Source organism: Mesorhizobium wenxiniae (assembly GCF_002284535.1).
Taxonomy (GTDB): Bacteria; Pseudomonadota; Alphaproteobacteria; order Rhizobiales; family Rhizobiaceae; genus Mesorhizobium; species Mesorhizobium wenxiniae.
Genome location: NZ_NPKH01000030.1, coordinates 37,120 through 52,311, shown reverse-complemented (window position 1 = coordinate 52,311; position 15,192 = coordinate 37,120). Strand labels below are relative to the sequence as shown.

Sequence of the window (15,192 nt, the reverse complement as noted above, 5' to 3'; positions counted from 1 at the left end):
CTGGAATAGATGGAGCACAGAACGATGAAAATGAACGGAAATACGATCCTCATCACCGGCGGCGGGTCTGGGATCGGGCGGGAACTGGCGCTGCGCTTCCATGCGCTTGGAAACACTGCGATCGTCGCGGGACGGCGCAAAGAGGCGCTCGAGCAGACGATCGCCGGGCGTGAAGGCATGCACGCGATGGTCGGCAATGTTGAAGATCCGGAAGCAATCGCAGCATTTGCCAAGCGCGTAGTCGCCGAGCACCCGGCGCTCAACGTGCTCATCAACAATGCCGGCATTATGCGCCGCGAGAATCTGACCAGGACCCGCGATCTGCGCGACGCGGAGGAGACGATCGTCACCAACTTGTTCGGGCCGATCCGCCTCACCAATGCGCTAATCGACCATCTGGCGGCCCGGCAAAATGCCGTGATCGTCAACGTCTCGTCGGGCCTGGCCTTCGTGCCGCTGAGTGGCACGCCGACCTACAATGCCAGCAAGGCGGCGATCCGTTCCTATACGGTGTCGTTGCGCGAGCAGCTCAGGGGCAGGGTCGAAGTGATCGAGCTTGCGCCGCCCGCGCACTGAACTCACGCTCGGCCAGTCGACGCGCGACGAGTATATGCCGCTCGATGCGTTCATTGACGAGACGATGGCGTTGTTCAGCCGGGAGCCGACGCCCAAGGAGGTACTGGTGGAGCGCGTGGGCTTCCTGCGCTGGGCGGAGCGGGACGGCCGGTTTGATCAAGCGGTCGAGATGCTCAACGCTCATTGAGCGGCGCCGAAGCAGCCCGACTGTTCAATCGCGCAAGATCATGCGGTCGCCGCGCACGTCGAAACCGGACAGTGAGCCGATGAAATTCATGCCGAGCAGGCTCTGGCCGAGCATGCCGGGCGCGGCGATCATGACCGGCATGTCCTTGCGTACGATCCCGCCGATCGCCAATTCGTCGGTTCTCACGGCGGCGGCGCGTGCCATGCCGTTGGCGGTGGAAACCGGTATGGTGAAATTGAGAGCGGCTGGATTGAACCCGGCCGCCTGCGCGTCCTGCGCGGTCAGCACCGTGCTGGTTGCGCCGGTATCGACCACGGCTCGGACCGGCGTGCCGTTGACCATGATGCGCGCTTCGAAATGGCCATTGCCGGCCTTGTCCAGGGTCACCGTGGCGTGGCCGTCTTCCAGGCCCAATGCCAGCGGACTGCCCGGGACAAGGCCAGCCGTTACCCGGCTGGCGAAATCCTGCAATTCATAACGGTACTGGTAGCCGGCGATCAGTGCGAGCACGATGACGGCCCAGGTGCCGAGGTTGCGGGCCATCGCGCCTAAGGGTCTGCCTGATCTGAGCAGGCCGGCACCGATGAGCGCGACCAATGCGCCAAGCCAGATCAGCCGGCTGAAATCATAATTCTCGACGCCGAATGTGCTGCCGGCGGAATCGTTGAGCATGAGCAGGACAACGCCTGCCCCGATCACGATCATCAAAACCCAGAAAAATCGGTTCATATGTGGCTCACGAGAGAGCGTCACGTTCGCGCGCGAGGCGGGCGCGGCGCGTTTCCCGACGCGGTCTGCGTTCGACCGTTTCCAGCCGGGCCGGCAGCTCGGCCATGACGCTGCGGCGGATTTCAGGGGTCATCTCGATCCAGGCGCCGATTTCCTCGCGCGTGCGGCCGCAACCGAAGCAGAAGCCGGTTTTCATATCGATCGAACAGACCAGGATGCATGGGGATTCGATGGCCGTCATGATATTCTCTCAGGGTTCCGTCAGGAATCCCTTGTCTCGCCTCCACATGGTGTAACGGCAAGGCCAATGCAAGCCCTCCGGAATGCGCCGCCGGCAACCGCTTTCGCGTCAATGCAGGCAGTTGTGCCGGCCGAGCAAGGCGGCTATGCCGCTCACCAACTCTGGGAACGATCACCAACGCCATGACCAGCGCGCTGCCCTTCGACGATTTTCGCAATCTTCTGGCGACCCTTCCGCCGGCCGACACGGCAGCCGAAGCCCGCGTCCGTGCGCTATTTACCAAGGCCGACAAACCCAAAGGTTCGCTCGGCCGCATCGAGGACATCGCCGCGTGGCTCGCCGCCTGGAGTGGCCGCGCGCCGCCGGCGGTGAACCGGCCCCTGGTGGCGATCTTCGCCGGCAATCATGGCGTCGCCCGGCACGGCATTTCGCCGCGGCCCGTCGTTGCCACGGCGAACGCCGTCGAGCTTTGCGCGGCGGGCGGTGCGGCGGTCAACCAGATCTGCATCGCCAATGATCTCGGGCTGAAAGTGTTCGATCTTGCGCTGCACATTCCGACCGCCGACATCACTGAGGACGCAGCACTTGACGAGCGCGGCTGCGCTGCCACCATGGCGTTCGGTATGGAGGCGATCGCCGGCGGCACCGATCTGCTTTGCCTTGGCGACCTCGGCGTCGGCAATTCCACCGTTGCAGCGACTTTATTTGCCGCACTGTTTGGCGGCAAGGGCGCCGATTGGGTCGGATCCGGATCGGGCGCCGATGCATCGATGCGGGCGCATAAGGCGAAAGTGGTCGATGCCGCGCTAAGCTTCCACGGCACGGGTCTCAGGGACCCGCTGGAAGCGTTGCGGCGAGTCGGCGGCCGTGAGTTCGCAGCGATTGCCGGCGCCATCCTCGCCGCCCGGATGCAGAAGATACCCGTACTGCTCGATGGATTGGTGGCGACCGCCGCCGCCGCGACGCTGCATGCTGCCAACCCCGCCGCGCTCGACCATTGCCTTCTTGCCAGCCTGTCGCCAGAGCCTGCGAATGCTCGGGCCGCCGAGCGACTCGGCTTGCGCCCGCTGCTTGATCTCGGCGTAAGCCACGGCGAGGGGGCAGGGGCGGCACTTGCCGCGGGCCTGGTCAAAGCCGCTGCGCTCACCAGTTCGGGCATGGCGGCGGCGGTTCATTAAGCGTCTATCGCCGGCGCGCAGCAACGGCTTTAGTCGGCAGCGCCGGCAATTCCTCCATCACCCGGCTCAATGGGAAGATGGCGATCGCCTCGGTGCCTTCGCGCAGTTTGGAATGGAGTTCGAACTCGCCGCCATGCATGGCGAGCAGGCTTTGGACGATCGGCAGGCCAAGCCCGGTGCCTTGTTCGGCGCTCTTGATAGCGATGGAGCCCTGACCGAAGGCCGACAGCACGACCGGAATCTCGTCTTCCGGTATGCCAGGCCCATTGTCTTTGACGGAAAGGTATTGGCCGCCGCCCGCCGTCCAGCCGACGCGCACGCGGATCTCGCCGCCAGTTCCGGTGAACTTGATGGCGTTCGACAAAAGATTGAGCGCGATTTGTCGCACCGCGCGTTCGTCGGCGAACAGGCGCGGCAAGGCGCTTTCGAAATCCTGGACGATACGGATGTCTTTGTTGCGCGCCTTCAGCTCCATCATGTGACAGCAATCCTCGACGACGGAAAGCAGCATCATCGGCTCTTCGTTGAGTTGGTAGCGGCCGGCTTCGATGCGCGACAGGTCGAGGATTTCGTTGATCAGGTCGAGTAGGTGCTGGCCAGAGTCATGGACGTCGCGAGCATAGTCGCGATAGGTCGGGTTGCTCATCGGGCCGAGCACCTCGTTCGCCATCACTTCGGAGAACCCGAGAATGGCGTTGAGCGGCGTCCGCAACTCGTGGCTCATCGAGGCCAAAAACCGCGACTTTGCCAGATTGGCGTCCTCCGCCCGTCGCCGCGCTTCGTCCGACATCGATTTTGCGGTGTCCAATTCGGCGATCAGCGCATCCTTTTCGGAGCGGAACGAGAGCAACATCAAGGACGAGCGATTGAGCTGGCGCGCCACATAGGCGAAGAAGGGCAGCGAGACGATCAGCAACCCGGCCATGATCAGTTCTGCCGGCATCCACTGGCTGGCGCCGGCATAGGCATAGGCCGCCACCGGAACGGCGAAGGTCGCCAGCAACGCACCGCGCAGCGATGACGCCGTGATCGCGGTCGCCGCCATGGCCAGCAGCAGCACCACCGCCTTGATCAGCTGGAACTGCTCGACCTGGCAAGCATCGCAACCGAGCCAGGCGAACCAGGCCCAGCCCAGGCCGCAAAGGAAATGGCCTATCAGGAAATCACCGTGCGTTTGCAGCGGGTTGAGTTCGGCAGCTTCCGTTCGGTCGACGCGGCTCGCCATGAACACGACGATGGCGTAGCAGATGAGTGTAAAAAGGGCCCAGACGCCAATTTCCTTACCCACTCCAGCAAACAGACCCGTCGCGGCGGTCGCCAGGACGAGAAGCGGCACGATAACCGCACCTCCTACCATGGCACGGGCGTGGAGTTTCAAAAGCTCGCGGTCGAAATCGGGATTTCCGACCTGCTGCGAAAGACGGTCGCGCGTCTTGCGCACCGCCCGCGCCACATCGCTGTTGCGATGGGGTTTCCGGCGGTCCACTATAAACTTGTCCGCTGTGGTCGAGCGTTGCGAGGGCATGAAGACTTCAATTTATGCGGGCAGCGGTTTCAAATTGTTAAGCTACGTTCGAATGATTAACCAACGGTTTGCCATATGAGCCGTTCGTGGCCGCGGCGGCCGCGACAGCGATACGTCCCGCCGCGGCCGCGAAGCCTTTGGCGCCGGCTGGTGGACTACGCACTGACCGTGCTTGTCCTCGGTCTGCTGATCCTTCTGGCGGCGCGCCTTGACCGGATCGAGACGCGCAAGACTGAGGGTGCCGCCGTCGTCAATGACGGCGATACGATCACGCTCGGTTCCGAGCGCATCCGCATGCGCGGTATTGATGCGCCGGAATATTCCCAATTTTGCCGCAAGGACGGCGCCGACTATCCCTGCGGCAAGCTGGCGCGGCAGTCGCTGGTTCGCCTGATATCAGACAAATCCGTCTCCTGCACCGGCTGGCAGCACGACCGCTACCGCCGGCTGCTCGGCGACTGCAACGCCGGCGGCAAGGATCTCAACCGCGCCCAGGTCGAGGCCGGCTGGGCGGTTGCCTATGGGGATTTCGAAACTGAGGAAGCCGCTGCCCGCTCCGGCAAGGCCGGCATCTGGGCCGGCACTTTCGACGAGCCGCACGATTGGCGCGAGAGCCGCGATCACGAAGTGGTCGAAAGAAAGCACGGTCGTTTGGCTTCGATTGGCGATGCCTTGCGAGAAATTTTTCGCTTCCGGTGATGGTCAACCTTATAGTTTGTCGCAACAGACCTGATCAGATTCGCATCGTGCTTTCCGGAAATCGATCCCGTTTTTGGGCCGATCCGATAGGAGAAATGGAATGAAACTCTTCGACGGCGGCCGGGCGCCCAATCCACGGCGGGTTCGCGTCTTCCTTGCCGAAAAGGGGCTTGAGGTTCCTCTGGTGCCCGTCGACATGGGCGCGCTGGAGCACAGAAAGCAGCCAGTCAGTTCGCGCAACCCGCTGCAGCGCCTGCCGGTGCTCGAACTCGACGACGGCACCGTCATCACCGAATCGGTCGCCATCTGCCGCTATTTCGAGGAGTTGCACCCGGAACCAGCGTTGTTCGGACGCGGCGCGCTCGGCAAGGCGCTAGTCGAGATGTGGCAAAGACGCATGGAGCTCAACTTGCTCGGTTGCGCCGCTGCCGCGTTCCGGCACATCCATCCGGCGATGAAGGAATGGGAGGTTCCACAAATCCCCGAATGGGGCGAGGCCAACAAGCCGAAAGCCGTCGGATTCCTGAAACTCCTCGACGACGAGTTGGCGAACCGGGAATTCGTCGCCGGCGATGCTTATTCGATCGCCGACGTCACCGGGCTGGTTGCCATCGACTTCATGAAGCCGGCGCGTATCAAGGTGCCGGAAGATTGTGCCAACGTGCTGCGCTGGCATCAGGCGATCTCCAGCCGGCCGAGCGCCGCCGCCTGAGAATGAGTTCCCGAGATTGAGCGAAGAGCTGGAAAACTTCGCGGCGAGGGTACGCGCCTGCCGTATCTGCGTCGAAAACCCGGTCGGCCGCCCGTTGCCGCACGAGCCGCGCCCGGTGCTCAGACCGTCGTCAAGCGCCAGAATCCTGATTGCCAGCCAGGCACCGGGCACCAAGGTGCATATGTCAGGCATGCCGTTCACCGACGCCTCCGGCGATCGGTTGCGGAACTGGCTGGGCGTCAGCAACGAAGAATTCTACGACACGACAAAATTTGCCATCGTGCCGATGGGCTTTTGCTTTCCCGGTCAGGATGCCAAGGGCGGCGACCTGCCGCCGCGCCGCGAATGTGCAGCGGCCTGGCGTGCGCCGCTGATGGCACTGATGCCGCGCATCGACTTGGTGCTGACGATTGGCAGCTATGCGCAATCCTGGCACATGGGCGCCGCGCGCCGGCCCTCGCTGACGGAGACGGTGATGGATTGGCGCACCATCTGGGGTGCGCCCAGCAACCCGAAAGTGCTGCCGCTGCCGCATCCGTCGTGGCGCAACACCGGCTGGTTGAAGCGCAATCCGTGGTTTGAAATGGATTTGCTGCCGTTTCTGAGATCGGAAATCCGCTATCGCCTCGGCTGAGGCGTGAGCAAGAAATCACTTGCTTTTGTGCCATTTGGCAGAAATTCTTTCTTGTGAATGGCCATCATAAGAAGGACTATAGCCAATCTATTCCTAGTCTATCCCCGTGGGAGCACCAAATGGACCGCCTTGATAGAAAAATCCTCCGTCTCTTGCAGGAGGACGCGACGCTCGCGGTCGCCGATGTCGCCAAGAAAGTCGGCCTGTCGACCACGCCGTGCTGGCGTCGCATCCAGAAGCTTGAGGAGGAGGGCGTCATCAAGCGGCGCGTCGCCATCCTCGATCATGAAAAGGTCAATGTGCGCGTCACCGTATTCGTGTCGATCCGCACCAATTCGCACAGCCATGAATGGCTGCGGCGCTTTTCGGAGGTCATCCAGGAATTTCCGGAAGTGGTCGAGTTCTACCGCATGAGCGGCGACGTCGACTATCTCTTGCGCGTGGTGGTGCCCGACATCGCTGCTTACGACGCCTTCTACAAGCGGCTGATCGCCAAGATCGAGATTCGTGATGTCTCGTCGTCGTTTGCCATGGAGCAGATCAAGTACACGACCGAAATGCCGCTGGACTACATGGTGCTGGACAAGGAATCGGGCGCCAACGCTGCCTGAGGATTTTTTGCTTAGTTATTCTTTTTGTTGAGAAAATGCCACGGCGAGTTTGCCGGCTGCATGATGGTGTCCGGCACCACATCGATATCCACCACTTCCGCCTTGCGCAGCGCGTAGCCCGACTGGATGACGCTGGCGCCGTCGAGAATGAAGAGCTGACTTTTCTCCATGCCCGGCTTCAGGGCACCGGTCACGGAAACCGGCTGGTAAGCCTTCGACATCCTGTAGGGATGCGCGGGCGTGACGAGGACGATCTGATTGGGCGGCGGCGTCGGCATGTGGCTGCACGCACCCGTCCACGGTACCAGCAGGAACTGGTAGACGAGATCGCCCTCGCGATCGACCGGCAGCGCGTACCCCGCCAGTTGGACGGTCTTGTCCCGCAGATTGAGAGACAGCGTCTCGCCATGATCAGGCATTTTTGCCGCGATCATCGGCAAACCGACACTTTCGGCAGCGGGCTGGGTCGCCGGACGCAGATCCTTCCAGAATATCCGCGCGGTTTCGGCGGAAGCGCTGCCCGCCGCGATGGAAATCAGCACGGCCCCCAGCGCCACTGTCGATTTGAGTCGATTGCTCATCGTGTGCTCTCCATTTGACAGGAGTAAAGCTGCCGTCGCCGACAGCGTCAACGTTCGAGCCGCATCACATGCCGGCGCGAGCCGGCCATGCCGATCTCGTGGAATCCGCGGGCCACGAAAATGTCTCGGAAGCCCATGAAACGGTAACTCGGCGATGCCTGGTCGACCGGATAGGCCTCGATCGTCCTGGCGCCTTTGGCGAAGGCCTGATCGATGGCCGCGTCGAGCAGTGCGGTTGCCAGCCCTCGGCTGCGCAATGCCCTCGGCACATAGAAGCAGACGATCGACCAGACGCCCGCCTGGCTGTCGTCCTGTTGCGGCGACAGCTTGCGGTAGGTCTCGCGCGGCGCCACCGAGCACCAGCCTATTGTCTTGCCTTCCGCATGAGCGACAATGCCGACCGGTGTGCCGGCCGCGATGAGCGCCATCATGGCGCGTTTCCTCTCGTCGTTGCCCAGGTGCTCACGGTTATCGAGATTGCGCCAGGCCATGCACCAGCAATATTTCGGGCCGCCCGCCTGTTCGAACAGATTTTCGAAATCGGCGCGCGTCGATCGCGTCACCTCAGTAAAGTGGATTTCGCCCCAATCAGCCTTTCCTGGCGAGCCGCTCGAGCGTTTTGGCATCGGAAAGTTCCCTTGCAGCATCCTTGCCGATCCAGCGCGCCGTCTTGTCGGTCGAAACAGCCAGCTTTTGTGCCAGGGCAAGGGCAGCGCCGTGCAAATTCATCGATCGCTTGCCGATCGAACGAAGCGCCCAGTTCACCGCCTTCTTCACAAAATTGCGGCCGTCGGTGGCGTGCACTTCGATGATCGACAGGAAGTCGAGAAAGGTCGCCTCTGGTTCATTCTTCCGGTGGACCACCGACCAGGCCATCATGGCAAAAGCCGTGCGTCGAACGAATTCCCGTTCGTCGACTGCGAATTCGGCGATCAGTTCCCTCCAGCAATCAGTATCGACAAAGAGATCGGAGACGCCGTCGACGATATCCCATGAGTCGAAAGTCGCCGCCCATCGTCTTGCATCCGCGGCAGTGAACCGCTTCGGATCGGCCGTGACGGAAGCGATGAACTGCGCTTCCACGATGCCTGTCTGCCATAGCTCGAAGGCACGCTCATGGTTGCGCTTGATTTTCTTGGCAATCTGCCGCTGCACGCCATGCGAGATACCGAGCGCACGTTCGATCTTGATGCCGTAGCGCAGCATGCCAAGGCGGTTCTCCTCCGAGCCGACCGAGCGCAGGTGGTCGACAATTTCCTCGGCGCTGGCTTGAGGTGACAGCTCGGCCACGACAATACCTACATTTCCAATCGCGCCAGCAAAGAGGACGTGTCCCAGCGTTTGCCGCCCATCCCCTGCACATCCTTGTAGAATTGGTCGACAAGTGCCGTCACCGGCAGCTTGGCGCCATTGCGGTCGGCCTCCGCCAGGCAGATGCCGAGGTCCTTGCGCATCCAGTCGACAGCGAAGCCGAAATCATATTTGCCGGCATTCATCGTCTTGTGGCGGTTCTCCATCTGCCATGAGCCGGCCGCTCCCTTCGAGATCACCTCGATGACTTTCTCGATGTCGAGCCCGGCCTTCTTGCCGAAATGGATGCCTTCGGCCAGCCCTTGGAGAAGACCGGCGATACAGATTTGGTTGATCATCTTGGTGAGCTGGCCCGAGCCGGCCGGGCCCATCAGCCCGACCATACGGGCATAGGCATCGATGACAAGCTTCGCCTGTTCGAAAGCTTTCTGTTCGCCGCCGACCATGACGGTCAGCACGCCATTTTCGGCGCCGGCCTGACCGCCGGAGACTGGTGCGTCGAGGAACGAGAAACCGCCCAATACCGCCTTCTCGGCCAGTTCGCGCGCGACTTCAGCGGAGGCCGTGGTGTTGTCGATGAAGATGGCTCCCTTCTCCATCGTCTGGAATGCACCCTCGGCTCCAATCGTCACAGCGCGGAGATCGTCGTCATTGCCAACACAGGAAAAGACAAAGTCCTTGCCGTCGGCCGCTTCTGCCGGCGTGTTGGCGGCACTCCCGCCATGCTGGGCAACCCATTGCTCGGCCTTTGCCTTGGTGCGGTTGTAGACGGTGACGTCGTGGCCGCCCTTGTTCCTGAGATGTCCGGCGATTGGATAGCCCATGACGCCAAGACCGAGAAATGCCACCGATGCCATATTTTCGAATCCCTTCAAGCCGTGTTTTCCGGCCTTCTTAGCGGATCAGGCAAAGCTATGGGAGTCAGCGGTGCAGATGGATGGTAATACGCCGTTCTACCCACTCGACCGCGTGGCGGAGTATCTCGACAATGATCAGATAGATGATCGCCGCCCAGATATAGGACTGGAAGTCGAAAGTGCGCGAATAGGTGAGCTTCGTAATGCCCATCAGATCATAGACGGTGATGAGGGCCACGATGGCGGAGCCTTTGATCATCAGGATGATCTCATTGCCATAGGGACGCAGCGCCACGATCAGCGCCTGTGGCAGGATGATCTTGCGCAGTGTTTGCAGTTTGTGCAGACCAAGCGAGGCAGCGCCTTCCCACTGACCCCTGGGGACGCTCTCGATTGCGCCGCGCAGGATCTCAGCCTGATAGGCTGCCGTATTGAGGGTGAACGAGAAAATGGCGCAGTACCAGGCTTCGCGAAAGAAGCCCCACAGACCGACAGCTTCAAGTGCCGGTCGAAACGAACCCACTCCATAGTAGATAAGAAAGACTTGGGTCAAAAGCGGAGTGCCGCGGAAGAAGTAGACATAAGCGTAGGCAAAGCTGGACAGGATCCGGTTCCTGGACATCCGCGCGTAGGCGACAGGAACTGAAAGGACGGCGCCCAACACGATCGACACAGCGACAAGCGTGAGAGTCACGCCCAGGCCAGAGATGTAACCCGGGGCGTATTTTTGGAAGAGTTCGGAATTCCAAGCCTCGACCAAGTATACAATCATGCCGATGCCGAGCACGATCCAGAGACCGACCAACGCATATCCCAATACACGTTGCCGGGACCAGCCGCGCGGTATTGCTGGCGGTTTTTCGACCTTGGTCGCCACGTCGGCTGCTGCCGCGCTCATCGCTGCACCTGTTGTCGACCAACCCTGCGTTCAATGGCATTGATGCCGAAGGACGAGATGATGGCGAGGAGCAAATAGATAAGAGCAGCGACTCCAAAAAAAAGGAATGCCTGCTTGGTGACGCGAGCGGCGACGCCGGCTTGCCGCAATATGTCGGCAAGACCGATGGCGGAAACCAGCGCTGTATCCTTGAGCAGGATGAGCCACAGATTGGCAAGGCCCGGCAGGGAAATACGAATAAGCTGCGGCAGCACCACCAGTCGCATCGTCTGCCAGCCCGACAGGCCAACCGAATAGCCGCCCTCATACTGTCCCTTCGGGATGGCGCGGAACGCGGAGAGGAAGACCTCGCTGGCGTAGGATGAGAAGACGACGCCGAGCGCGATCATGCCGGAAACAAATGCGTTCACTTCGACCGCAGCGGTCGGGTTATACAGGCGCATCAACTGCTGGATGCCGATTTGCGCGCCGTAAAAGATCATGAACAAGGTCAGCAGCTCGGGCAATCCACGAAAGATCGTGGTGTAGATATTGCCGGCCAGCCGCAGCGACGGCTCATTGGATTGCTTGGCCAATGCGACCAGAAAGCCGATCATCAGACCGACAGGCAGGGTCGCGGCAGCAAGCGAGACGGTGATGAAAACGCCGTAGGCAATGTCGTCGAGCCAGCCCTCGGGTCCCCAACTGAGCAGCGTCCAAACGCTTTGCATCCGCCTGCCTGTTCTCCTCTATGGGTTCCTTGAGAGCAGCGCGGCGTCACTCCTCCTGCGCCGCTCCTTGTGCGAACGGCGGGAATGTCCCGCCGTTCGCTGTCAATCCGGAAGGATTAGGACTCGCCGCCGTAGACATCGTACTTGAAGTACTTGTCGTTGATTTCCTTGTACTTTCCGTTGGCGCGGATGGCGTCGATCGCATTATTGAACTGATTGACCAACTCGGTATCGCCCTTGCGTACCGCGATGCCGGCGCCCGGACCATGGATCTCGATATCGGGCGTGATCGCACCGATCAGCTTGCAGCAGGCGCCGTCCGGCGTGGCAAGCCAGCCTTCGAGAACAGTGATATCGTCGTTGACCGCATCAACGCGGCCATTAGCGAGATCGAGCTGGTATTCCTGCGCGGTCGGGTACGGCTTGATTGTACTATCGGTATAAACCTTGGTTGAATAATTGAAGTGGGTGGTGGACGCCTGCACGCCGATCGTCTTGCCGGCCAGGTCCTCCTTAGTCACGCCCTTGATGTCGCTGTCCTTGGGCGCGGCGATCGCCGGCGGCGTGTTGTAGTATTTGTTGGTGAAGTCGACCTTCTCGGCACGCTCCGGCGTGATCGACATCGAGGCGACGATGGCGTCGAACTTGCCGGCCTGAAGCGCCGGGATGATGCCGTCCCAGTCCTGCGCGACGAAAGTGCACTTCACCTTCATCTCGTCGCAAAGTGCCTTGGCGATATCGATATCGAAGCCCACGAGCTGGCCATCAGCGGTCAGGTTGTTGAACGGCGGATAGGCGCCCTCGGTGCCGATCCTCAAAGTTTTCTCCTGAGCCTGGGCAACGCCCAATGTCAGCAGCGCGGCCGATGCGGCGAGCGCTATTCGCAGTGCAGTACGCATGATGGTCCTCTCTGTATGTTCCCGGCCGTCGTTCCAAACGGCTCTGTGGGCGGTTCTTTTGACCGCCCGCTGACGCGATACTCCCATTCTTTCCCAAGAAAAAGCAACTGAAAACCGTTGCTTGCGGGGTTTCGCATTCCCAGACAATGCTGACGTTGGGGCAGGGATACCAACGAGGAAATAGGGGGCGGCCGAATGCTCCTTCGGCAGACCCTCAGCGCGTCAAACCTGTCGCGCGCTCGATGAAGTCGGCCATCGATTTCGTGTCGTCGAGATCGAAGACAGGCACGCTTTCGTCCGCTATGGCGAAGTCGGCGGCGATGGCGATGATATGCGGATCATGTGCCGAAAGCGGTGCCCGGTCCTTAGTCTCCAGCCGCCGCGTTTCGATCTTGCTGTGCGCCTCGCGCTTGTAGCCCTCGACCAGAACGATGTCGGAGGTGCCGAGCCGCGACAGGATCGCCTCAAGCGTCGGCTCGTCCTCGCTGCGCAATTCGTGCATCAGCGCCCAGCGCCTGTCAGACACGATGGCGACTTCAGTGGCTCCGGCCTGCCGGTGGCGAAAACTGTCCGCCCCCGGTTTATCGATGTCGAAATCATGATGGGCGTGTTTCACCGTCGAGACTTTCCAGCCACGCCGAACGAGTTCGGCGACCAGCTTTTCGGTCAGTGTCGTCTTGCCGGAATTCTTCCAGCCGGTGATACCGAAGACGCGTCTCATCATGCCTTCATGCTCTGCAACAGACGTTCGGCCCGGGCAAGGTCGTCTGACGTGTTGATGTTGAAGAAAGGGTCGTGCAGATGGCCTCCCGAGATCAGCATCGAGAATTCCACATCGACAAAGTCATGCCGGTCGATGGAAGCGGAAACCCGCCTGACATCTTCATCGACCGGAAAACGCCTCAAGGCGTCGTGGAGCGCCAGCGGCCAGAGCGCGAATGTCGGATGCCGTTTGCCGCCGGAACAGGCGACGGCGATCGCGCCGGGACGTTCGTCGACTGCCGCGGCCAGCCGCTCGACCAGATTTTCGGGCAGGAACGGTGTATCGCCCTCAGCCGTGACAACTGCCTCACAGGCCGTGTTCGCGGCAGCCCATTCGAGGCCGGTCAGTATCCCGGCGAGCGGTCCGGCAAAACCTTTTACCGTGTCGGCAACCACTGGAAGCCCAACCCCGGCAAACCGTGCCGGGTCGCGATTGGCGCTGAGCACCAGCGGACCGACCTGCGGAGCAAAGCGAGCAACGACATGGTCCAGCAGGCTGCGGCCGCCGAGCGCAAGCAGGCCCTTGTCGCCGCCGCCCATTCGCCGCGACTGGCCACCGGCCAGAATGATGCCGGCAATGTCTTTAGTCATCGTCTATCGTCCATGCGGTCACTCGTCGCGAACGGCAAGTCTATATGCCGTCCGGCGCCATGTCCGGTCCAGCGCTTTCGGCGGCTGTCTTTTGCCGGCCGACGATCCGTTCGCGGTAAAGTGCGTAGAGGCCGGAGCCGACAATGACGCCGGCGCCGAGGATCATGGGCAGGTCGGGGACGTCGCCGAAAATGAACAGGCCAAGCAGGATCGACCAGAGCAGGGCTGTGTAGCGGAACGGCGCGATGAACGAGATGTCGCCCACCCGCATCGCCATGATGATGAACTGGTAACCGATGACCACGAGCACTGCCGCCAATGCCAGCGACGCCGTGCTTTCTCCCGTCATCGGTGTCCACCCGCCCATTGGCAAAAGCAGCGCCGCGCCGAGCACGGTCATGGCGAGTGCCGTGGCAGTCGACACCAGCAATGTCGGAATGGCTTGCGGTATCCGCTTGGTGGCGAGGTCACGCACCGCACAACAGGCGACACAGGCCAGCGCCAGCAGCGAATAGACACTGAATCCCTCGAAGCCGGGCCGCACGATAATCAGCACCCCGGCAAAGCCGATGGCGATGGCCAGCCAGCGCCGCCAGCCGACGCCTTCGTTGAACACAAGTGCTGCGCCCATCGTCACCGCCAGCGGCAGCGCCTGCAGCACGGCCGAGACGTTGGCGATCGGCAGATGCGCCAAAGCAACCAGGAACGACACAGTAGCGCCGGCTTCGCCGGCGACGCGCACCGCAACCATCGGCTGCAGCATCGAGCCGGGCAGGGCAAGCGCACCGCGTTGCCAGGCAAGCAGGCCTACGAAAAGCGAAGCGAAGGCGCCGCGGATCAGCATGACCTGCGCCATGTTCATGGATTCCGACGAGACTTTGGTGATCGCGTCGTTGAGGGTGAAACCAATCATGGCCACCACCATGAACAGCGCGCCGCGAAGATTTGGGGAAAGAAGCAAAGGCGTTACCGGTTGCGCTTTTGCATCAAGCCTGTAGCAGCCGGTCATAAGACAGCAACGTCAAAGGGCTGGGCCACAGCCTTTCGCGTGGCCCAGCGATGTCTGATGTTCCAGGACAGCAGAACTTAGTTTGGCGTCAGCTTTTCGGTGCCATTGCCTTCCTTGCCGGCAATCGTCCACAGGCCGTGCAGCGAGCCGTCCTCCTGTACCTTATAGACGACAAGGCCGACCGCCTTGCCCATGACATAGCCTGCCGAGAAGGCATCGTCGTTTCGCATGCAGATGCCGTCCGAGGACGAGCCGCCTGTCTCCCAGTGGATTGCGCAGGTCGTCTCGCTGGTCAGCGTGATGGTTGCCTCGCCGCCATAGGACGATCCGTCAAAATTGGTGCCGGCGACCGCCGATCGACTGGGCGGCCGCGGGCACGGCCGCGAGCCCAAGCAATGCAAGAGAAAGACTGAATTTGCGCATGTTGTACTCCCCCACCGAGCGAGGATCCGCTCCCGAGCAGGAGGCTAGGCTGGAACGTT

The 15,192-nt window shown here is 61.5% G+C and carries 18 protein-coding genes and 2 pseudogenes; 6 read left to right on the top strand and 14 right to left on the bottom strand.

Features of this window, described 5'->3' with window-relative positions; all coding sequences use genetic code 11:
• Positions 1 to 24: 24 nt before the first annotated feature.
• Positions 25 to 763, top strand: a pseudogene (locus tag CIT31_RS24320) (SDR family oxidoreductase).
• Positions 764 to 787: 24 nt separating this feature from the next.
• Here CIT31_RS24320 and CIT31_RS24315 read toward each other — a convergent pair.
• Positions 788 to 1,492 (bottom strand): TIGR02281 family clan AA aspartic protease, encoded by a 705-nt coding sequence (locus CIT31_RS24315; RefSeq protein ID WP_095520693.1) that lies wholly within the window; start codon positions 1,490 to 1,492, stop codon positions 788 to 790.
• A gap of 7 nt (positions 1,493 to 1,499) precedes the next feature.
• Complete coding sequence (locus CIT31_RS24310) at positions 1,500 to 1,733, bottom strand: DUF1289 domain-containing protein (protein ID WP_095520692.1); 234 nt, start codon at positions 1,731 to 1,733, stop codon at positions 1,500 to 1,502.
• A 182-nt stretch (positions 1,734 to 1,915) separates the two neighbouring features.
• Between CIT31_RS24310 and CIT31_RS24305 the strand changes: the two genes are divergently transcribed.
• The gene (locus CIT31_RS24305) at positions 1,916 to 2,911 is read left to right on the top strand and encodes a nicotinate-nucleotide--dimethylbenzimidazole phosphoribosyltransferase (RefSeq protein ID WP_095520691.1); all 996 of its coding nucleotides are present in this window, start codon (positions 1,916 to 1,918) and stop codon (positions 2,909 to 2,911) included.
• A 4-nt stretch (positions 2,912 to 2,915) separates the two neighbouring features.
• On the opposite strand, the gene CIT31_RS24300 is transcribed toward CIT31_RS24305, so the two are convergent.
• Complete coding sequence (locus CIT31_RS24300) at positions 2,916 to 4,436, bottom strand: sensor histidine kinase (protein ID WP_095520690.1); 1,521 nt, start codon at positions 4,434 to 4,436, stop codon at positions 2,916 to 2,918.
• Positions 4,437 to 4,511: 75 nt separating this feature from the next.
• On the opposite strand from CIT31_RS24300, the gene CIT31_RS24295 reads away from it, so the two are divergent.
• The 4 genes from CIT31_RS24295 (at position 4,512) to CIT31_RS24280 (ending at position 7,092) form a co-directional block, all read left to right on the top strand.
• The gene (locus CIT31_RS24295) at positions 4,512 to 5,135 is read left to right on the top strand and encodes a thermonuclease family protein (protein ID WP_095520689.1); all 624 of its coding nucleotides are present in this window, start codon (positions 4,512 to 4,514) and stop codon (positions 5,133 to 5,135) included.
• Positions 5,136 to 5,235: 100 nt separating this feature from the next.
• Entirely contained in the window at positions 5,236 to 5,847 is a 612-nt protein-coding gene (locus tag CIT31_RS24290) for a glutathione S-transferase (protein ID WP_095520688.1), read from the top strand.
• Positions 5,848 to 5,863: 16 nt separating this feature from the next.
• Positions 5,864 to 6,481 carry a uracil-DNA glycosylase family protein gene (locus CIT31_RS24285; protein ID WP_065010010.1) on the top strand — a complete coding sequence of 206 codons (618 nt, stop codon included), beginning with the start codon at positions 5,864 to 5,866 and terminating at the stop codon, positions 6,479 to 6,481.
• Positions 6,482 to 6,600: 119 nt separating this feature from the next.
• A complete protein-coding gene (locus CIT31_RS24280; protein WP_006333679.1) occupies positions 6,601 to 7,092 on the top strand; it encodes an Lrp/AsnC family transcriptional regulator in 492 nt (163 codons plus the stop codon).
• A gap of 11 nt (positions 7,093 to 7,103) precedes the next feature.
• Here the strand turns inward: CIT31_RS24280 and CIT31_RS24275 are convergent, their stop codons facing one another.
• From CIT31_RS24275 to CIT31_RS24225, 11 genes and pseudogenes are all read right to left on the bottom strand, one after another.
• Entirely contained in the window at positions 7,104 to 7,673 is a 570-nt protein-coding gene (locus CIT31_RS24275) for a DUF3299 domain-containing protein (protein WP_095520687.1), read from the bottom strand.
• A 47-nt stretch (positions 7,674 to 7,720) separates the two neighbouring features.
• Complete coding sequence (locus CIT31_RS24270; protein ID WP_095520686.1) at positions 7,721 to 8,299, bottom strand: GNAT family N-acetyltransferase; 579 nt, start codon at positions 8,297 to 8,299, stop codon at positions 7,721 to 7,723.
• Entirely contained in the window at positions 8,262 to 8,963 is a 702-nt protein-coding gene (locus CIT31_RS24265; protein ID WP_065010013.1) for a DNA alkylation repair protein, read from the bottom strand. The genes CIT31_RS24270 and CIT31_RS24265 overlap by 38 nt, the downstream gene beginning before the upstream one ends.
• An 8-nt stretch (positions 8,964 to 8,971) precedes the next feature.
• Positions 8,972 to 9,841: an NAD(P)-dependent oxidoreductase gene (locus CIT31_RS24260; protein ID WP_095520790.1), complete on the bottom strand. Its 870-nt coding sequence runs from the start codon at positions 9,839 to 9,841 to the stop codon at positions 8,972 to 8,974.
• A gap of 64 nt (positions 9,842 to 9,905) precedes the next feature.
• On the bottom strand, positions 9,906 to 10,739 hold the full coding sequence (locus CIT31_RS24255) for an ABC transporter permease (protein WP_029352525.1): 834 nt from the start codon (positions 10,737 to 10,739) through the stop codon (positions 9,906 to 9,908).
• Positions 10,736 to 11,449 (bottom strand): ABC transporter permease, encoded by a 714-nt coding sequence (locus CIT31_RS24250; protein WP_095520685.1) that lies wholly within the window; start codon positions 11,447 to 11,449, stop codon positions 10,736 to 10,738. Before CIT31_RS24250 ends, CIT31_RS24255 begins: the two co-directional genes overlap by 4 nt.
• A 116-nt stretch (positions 11,450 to 11,565) precedes the next feature.
• On the bottom strand, positions 11,566 to 12,348 hold the full coding sequence (locus CIT31_RS24245) for an ABC transporter substrate-binding protein (protein ID WP_095520684.1): 783 nt from the start codon (positions 12,346 to 12,348) through the stop codon (positions 11,566 to 11,568).
• A gap of 214 nt (positions 12,349 to 12,562) precedes the next feature.
• Positions 12,563 to 13,072, bottom strand: coding sequence for a molybdopterin-guanine dinucleotide biosynthesis protein B (gene mobB, locus CIT31_RS24240; RefSeq protein ID WP_095520683.1), 510 nt, complete (start codon positions 13,070 to 13,072; stop codon positions 12,563 to 12,565).
• Positions 13,069 to 13,701, bottom strand: a complete 633-nt coding sequence (gene mobA, locus CIT31_RS24235) for a molybdenum cofactor guanylyltransferase MobA (RefSeq protein ID WP_095520682.1) — start codon at positions 13,699 to 13,701, stop codon at positions 13,069 to 13,071. Before mobA ends, mobB begins: the two co-directional genes overlap by 4 nt.
• A gap of 40 nt (positions 13,702 to 13,741) precedes the next feature.
• Complete coding sequence (locus CIT31_RS24230) at positions 13,742 to 14,662, bottom strand: DMT family transporter (protein ID WP_095520789.1); 921 nt, start codon at positions 14,660 to 14,662, stop codon at positions 13,742 to 13,744.
• 125 nt (positions 14,663 to 14,787) lie between these two features.
• Positions 14,788 to 15,133: pseudogene (locus tag CIT31_RS24225) on the bottom strand (hypothetical protein).
• Positions 15,134 to 15,192 lie beyond the last annotated feature (59 nt).